Here is a 5,680-nt window from a genome sequence, read left to right on the forward strand (position 1 = left end):
TTATGGGCAATTTCAAACAGCTGATCGTCATCAAGCCCGATCAGCGGGCTTTTAAGCACCTCGGCCAGTGTCAGGTCATCTTCGGGCATCAACAGGAACCGCCCGAATGCCACCAGATCCATCACCGCAAGCTGATCGGTGATTTGCATGCGGTCGACACCGGCAACGGGAACATTGCGTTCCTTAAGCGCCTTGACGACCTCATCGACAAAGGCAGTACGACGGCGCACAAGGATCATGAAGTCACCTGCGCGCACCGGACGGCCACGCGATGTCAGATTTTCCTTTGCATCAATCGCATGGCGGATGCGCCCGGAAATGACGCGGGCAAGGCGAATTTCCGGATCTTCAAGGCGGACAATTCGGGTCGGTGGTGTCCAGGGGTCTTCGGGTGCGCGCTCTTCGGGTTCCACCGCAGGCCAAAGTTCAATCCGCCCGGCCTGTCCGACACGGAATGGGCTGTGCTGCACGTCTGCCCCGTCATCACCGACCCCTTGCCGTGCCACCGGACCGGCAAAGACACGATCCACCGTGCCCAGCACCGCATCGGTGGACCGGAACGAGATGTTCATCGGAACTTCGCGCCAGTCGGCAGCAATTTCACGCGCCCGTTCACGGAAATAACGGCGCATTTCAGCAAACTTTTCCGGATCAGCACGCTGGAAGCTGTAAATCGATTGTTTCGCATCCCCAACGGCAAAGATGGTACGCGGCTTATCGGCATGACGCGCGGCATCGATAAAGAATTCCTCGGCCAGAATACGCACCACTTCCCACTGTTCGGGGTTGGTATCCTGCGCCTCGTCAATCAGGACATGATCCAGGCCTTCATCAAGCTTGAACAACACCCAGCCAGCAATCCCGGCCTGACGTTGCAAAAGCTGCAAACTGGTCAGAATCAGGTCATCGTAATCAAGGCGGGCATGCAGGGCCTTTTTGGTGGCGTAGCGATCAAGCATCGCATTGCCGATGGTAATTAGTGCCGATGTCGCACCGGCCATTGCGGCGGCCTTGCGTTGGCGATCGACTTCAACCAGACGCGCACATTCCTGTTCAAGCGCATCGGCCCCCATCGGGTGATTTTCAGCCGCACCCTTGGTGATCAGTTTGGCGCGCGGTTCACCGGCCGTGGTGAAAAAGACGCTGCGATATTCGTTAAACACCGCAAGACGATCTTCAACAGTCGTCTTTTCAAGAAACAGCGCCAATGCGGGGACACGTGCCTTATCGGTTTTGGTTCCAGCCTCAAGCGCTGCCAGCCCGCGCATCAAGCCATCCCGGTCAAAGGCATCATCGGAAAGGGCCTTGGTCAGAATGGTTTCATCATCAAGCCCAACGGGCACGCCAAGCGCCTTATAGACCGCATCGCGCATGCGTTTGGCCCCGCCCAGATTGGCCAGCATGCGCTTCAGGCGACCACGTTCGCGGGCAAGCTCGCTCATGACCTCGCCAAAGGCACCTTCGCGGACCTGTCCGGTGACGACCGAAAGGGCATGGGCCAGATCATCATCACGGCCGGTTCGGGCGAATGCCAGGACCTCTTCCTGCACATCGGCCATGGTTTCAGCGGCTGTGCGGTCATCCATGATTTCAAAATGCGGCGCCAGACCGGCTTCCAGCGGGAAGCGGCGCAACAACGACTGACAGAAGGCATGAATGGTCTGAATCTTCATTCCGCCCGGTGCATCCAGCACACGGGCAAAAAGCTGGCGCGCGCGGATGGTTTCGTCGCTACTGGGTGCTGCACCGGCAAGGTTGGCGAGATCGGCCTGAAGGTCGCGATCCTCCATCGTGGCCCACAGACCCAATCGTTCATTCACACGGTTGGCCATTTCGGCCGCCGCGGCCTTGGTAAAAGTCAGACAAAGAATACGATGCGGCTCGGTGCCAGAAAGCATCAGGCGCAAGACGCGATCAGACAGCACCTTGGTCTTGCCAGCACCTGCCGAGGCCGACACCCAGACAGATGCCGTCGGATCAGACGCATTGCGTTGCAGGACATTGGGGTCGGTTCCGCGCATTTCGGTCATGACGCATTCCCTTCGCTAACATCCTGTTTTGCGTCGATGTTAGCGCTATCATCAACATCCTCGCTGCCCATCCATTCCCGCAGACGGGCAAGATGGACATAGTCGGAATATTTCGGCGCATGATCGGGATGCGGCACACTGAGATAGGGGGTTGCAGGATCGGCAAAGGCCGCCGCCAACCCATTCACACCATCCACCGCCGCGTGTGCGAGTTCGGCCGGGGTCGTTTTCATGCGGCCCGTGTTGATTTCAACGATCTCCCCTGCCGGATCCCCGCCCGAGAGTTTCCAGAACGCCATGCTGGCCGGGGGACCGGCGGGCACATCGCCAAAACCGCCCTTTTCGGCAATGGCGGCTTCAAGCGGCAATTGCGGCGCAAACCCGTTGGCAACATCGCCCTGACTGGGTGGTGCGCCGGTTTTATAATCAATGATCGCAATCCCGCCATCGCGCAGCTGATCAATGCGGTCGGCACGGGCATAGACCTGAAAACCGCTGCTGGTATCAAGGGTTCCGGCCTGCTCGGCATAGGATTTCCGCACGGCATCCCGGCGCGCTGCTTCAGTCTGGATGAACCATTTGGCGATGCGCTCGAACCGTGGCCACCAGAAGGCCCAAAGACCGGGACGTGCGGCCAGCGGCTTGAACACTTCACGACCAATGATCAGCAATTCATGTTCGCCATCCGGTGGCAAATGTTCGGGATGGCGGGCGATGAACTGATCAAGGGCGTCGTGAATCAGGTTACCGTAATCGGCGGCACCGGGATCTTCGTCGATACCATCAAGCTTGCGCAGACCAAGGATGTGACGGGCATAGATCGCATAGGGGTCACGCATCCATGTTTCGATCTGGGTCACCGACAAACGATCCGGGCGGGCGGATACGGGTGGCTTGGGTGCGGGGCGACCGATTTTAACCCGCATGTCCGGCGCGGGTTCATCAATCAGATCGGCCAACGCACGCCATTCCACAGCATCAGGCTTTTCCATCGACACGCCTGATTTACGCAGAATATTTTCAATCCGTAGCAACCAGCGTGACGGCACGGTTGGCGTGCCTTCGATACGCAATGCACGGGTCATCACCACATCGGGCGAACAAAACAGTTGCTGGAAATCATGCGCCGATTGCCCAACACGGTGTTCGGGGGCGGGCAAGCCGAAATTGCGACGCATCGGGCGGCTCATCCACGGATCAGCCCCGGCTTCGGGCGGCCAGACGCCTTCATTAAGACCACCCAGAATGGTCAGATCGGCCTGCTGCATCTGGGCTTCGACCGTGCCCCAGATAAACAGGCGCGGATGTTTGCCGTAACGCGGACGCACGGCACGATCCGCCATCAGGGCATCGAGAAACGCGCTATACCGATTGCCCGGCATCGGCGCGAAATCCGTCAGCGCATTAAGCAATTCATGGACGAAATCCGCCAATGCCTCACCCGCTTCGCCGCGCCACAGGCGATCCGCGCCGGTTTGGGTATCACTGGCCGCCAGTGCCTCAGCCGCCGTAACATGACTGCGCAGCAGATGCACTGGCGCGTGCGTTTTATCGCCGGTCAGATCATCAATCGGATCGAGACATGTTTTGATGCGTTCCACCAGATCACTAAGGCGCGCATGATCATCGCGGATAAGTTCAATCCGACCAATGGCACTGTCTGACCCGGATGTGCTGAGGCGGGCAACCGTATCCTCGCACCAGCCATCAAGTGCCGTTTGCAAACCATCCAGCCCCGGACCCGGTCGGGCACCGCGCAGGACTTCCTTTTCCAGAAGACGGGTCAGGACGCGGAAATTCTCCGGTGACAGACCCGCCGCCGAGAGCGGATGTTTCAGAAGTTCCAGCAACGGAACAGGGGCAAATTCCTCCTGCACGGCACGGACCACAAGGCGCAGATAGATTGCCGGTGCCGTGTCATGCAACGGGATACCGGCCGAGTCATCAATTTCGACCTCCCACCGGCGTAGTTCGGTGGCGACACGCCGGGCAAGGCCACGATCTGGTGTAACCAGCGCGCAGGTCTTTTCAGGATGTTCGAGCGCCTCGCGCATCATAAGGGCAATTGCGGTTGCCTCTTCACGCGCACCGGAGCAATCAACACGCAGGACGCCGTCCATCACATCCGGGCTAAATCCAGCGATGTGACGCCAGTGATGGGTGGTCTTGGCCGGTCGCAACGCCTCGCGGGCCAGACGGCGGCGCTCAATCGTGGCATCGCTTTCCGCGTCAAGGGCGGGCCAAGGCAGGACACTGTCGGCATGACGGCCAATATGGCCGAGCGTCTTGCCCAGAAGATGTTGCGGATGGGCGGCATCATCGGCAATCGCCGCCCAGTCTTCGTGGCTAAGCCCTGTCATCAGGCCGGGCAGGACCACCCGGCCCTGCGGCATTCTAAGCACCGCCGCCATCAAATCGCGCAAGGCGGGGAACGGGCCGGTTGAGCCAACTATCAGCACCGGCGTTTCTGGCGGGTTTTCTTCCCATAGATCGATCTGAGCAGCAATCAGGGCATTGCGCCGCATGGCCCGGTCACTGACATCCTGAGAAGCCAGAATACCCGGCCAGTGAATGGTCAGGATTTGCAGAAATTCAAGGGTGAGCTGCCAGTGTTCGGCAAACTCTTCGGGCACCAGGCCCTTAAGATCGTCAAAGGCGCAGTTTTCCGTTTGCACCTGATCAAGAAAGCGTGCGAGTTCGCCTGCAAGACGGGCGGCCTGATCGGCGGTTGGTTTTTCACCGCGATGATCAGGGCGTCCCATAATCAGCTGGGTTAACAGCAATTTACGTTGGAGATCGGGGATGGCGGGCGGCAGATCAAGGGCCGCCTGTTCACCACCCGCACCATAAATCGCCAATTCATCCTCATCGGCCTCGCCCAGGGGACGAATAGTCGGAAGCAACGTAACAGCGCCCTGTGATTGCCGAAGGAAGGCATCGCGCATCACCTTGGCGGATCGGCGATTGGGCACCATCAGAACATAATCGGGCAAGGTATCTGGCTGATCGGCGGTTTCCGCCATCAGTTGTTTGGCGATCAGATCGGCAAAGGCAACGCCGGGCGGAATGAAAAACAGGTTTGAGGGCGGCGTTGCCTCCCCCGCGAAGGCGGCTTCGTCATAGTCGGGCGCGTCCATGTAATCAAACAGGTCGGCCATCAAACTCCCCCGGATGCGGCTTTCTTGGCGCGCTCAGTTTCAAGCGCCTTTGCGATGACTGGCTCGGACTCTTCAAGCGCCTCTGGCGTGCCGATATGAAAATATCCACCATCATGCACCAGACCATAACACCGTCCAGCCGCAAGCGCCTTGTCATAAACGACGTTCAGCGACCAGGCACCATCGGGCGTTTCTTCAAACAGATGTGGTGCCAATACCTGCACGCCGGTAAAGAAATAGGGGGCTGACGGCGCATCACCGCGCCGTTTCAAGCGCCCATCCACCTGCCAGAAGAAATCCCCTGCCCCGTCATAGCCATAGCCATCTGCCACCGGATAGAGGGCCAGAAGCGCATCCATGTGATCGGGGTCAAAGGCATTGATCAGGCGATCAAACAGTGGCTCCGCCCCCTCGGTCCAAAAAACATCGGCATTGGCAATCAGGATTGCGTCTTCGTTGAGTTTCGAAAGCGCATTTTTCACCCCGCCGCCG

The 5,680-nt window shown here is 59.1% G+C and carries 2 protein-coding genes and 1 pseudogene; all 3 read right to left on the reverse strand.

Going from position 1 to position 5,680, the window contains the following annotated elements:
* Window positions 1–2,030 (reverse strand): UvrD-helicase domain-containing protein (locus B2R48_RS10200; RefSeq protein WP_296999832.1); only part of this gene is annotated, 2,030 nt, incomplete at its 3' end.
* Complete coding sequence (addB, locus tag B2R48_RS10205) at window positions 2,027–5,188, reverse strand: double-strand break repair protein AddB (RefSeq protein ID WP_296999835.1); 3,162 nt, start codon at window positions 5,186–5,188, stop codon at window positions 2,027–2,029. The genes addB and B2R48_RS10200, both read right to left, overlap by 4 nt.
* Window positions 5,188–5,680, reverse strand: a pseudogene (locus B2R48_RS10210) (nucleotidyltransferase family protein); the annotation flags it as partial. The gene addB and the pseudogene B2R48_RS10210, both read right to left, overlap by 1 nt.

The organism is Thalassospira sp. UBA848 (assembly GCF_002295455.1).
GTDB lineage: Bacteria > Pseudomonadota > Alphaproteobacteria > Rhodospirillales > Thalassospiraceae > Thalassospira.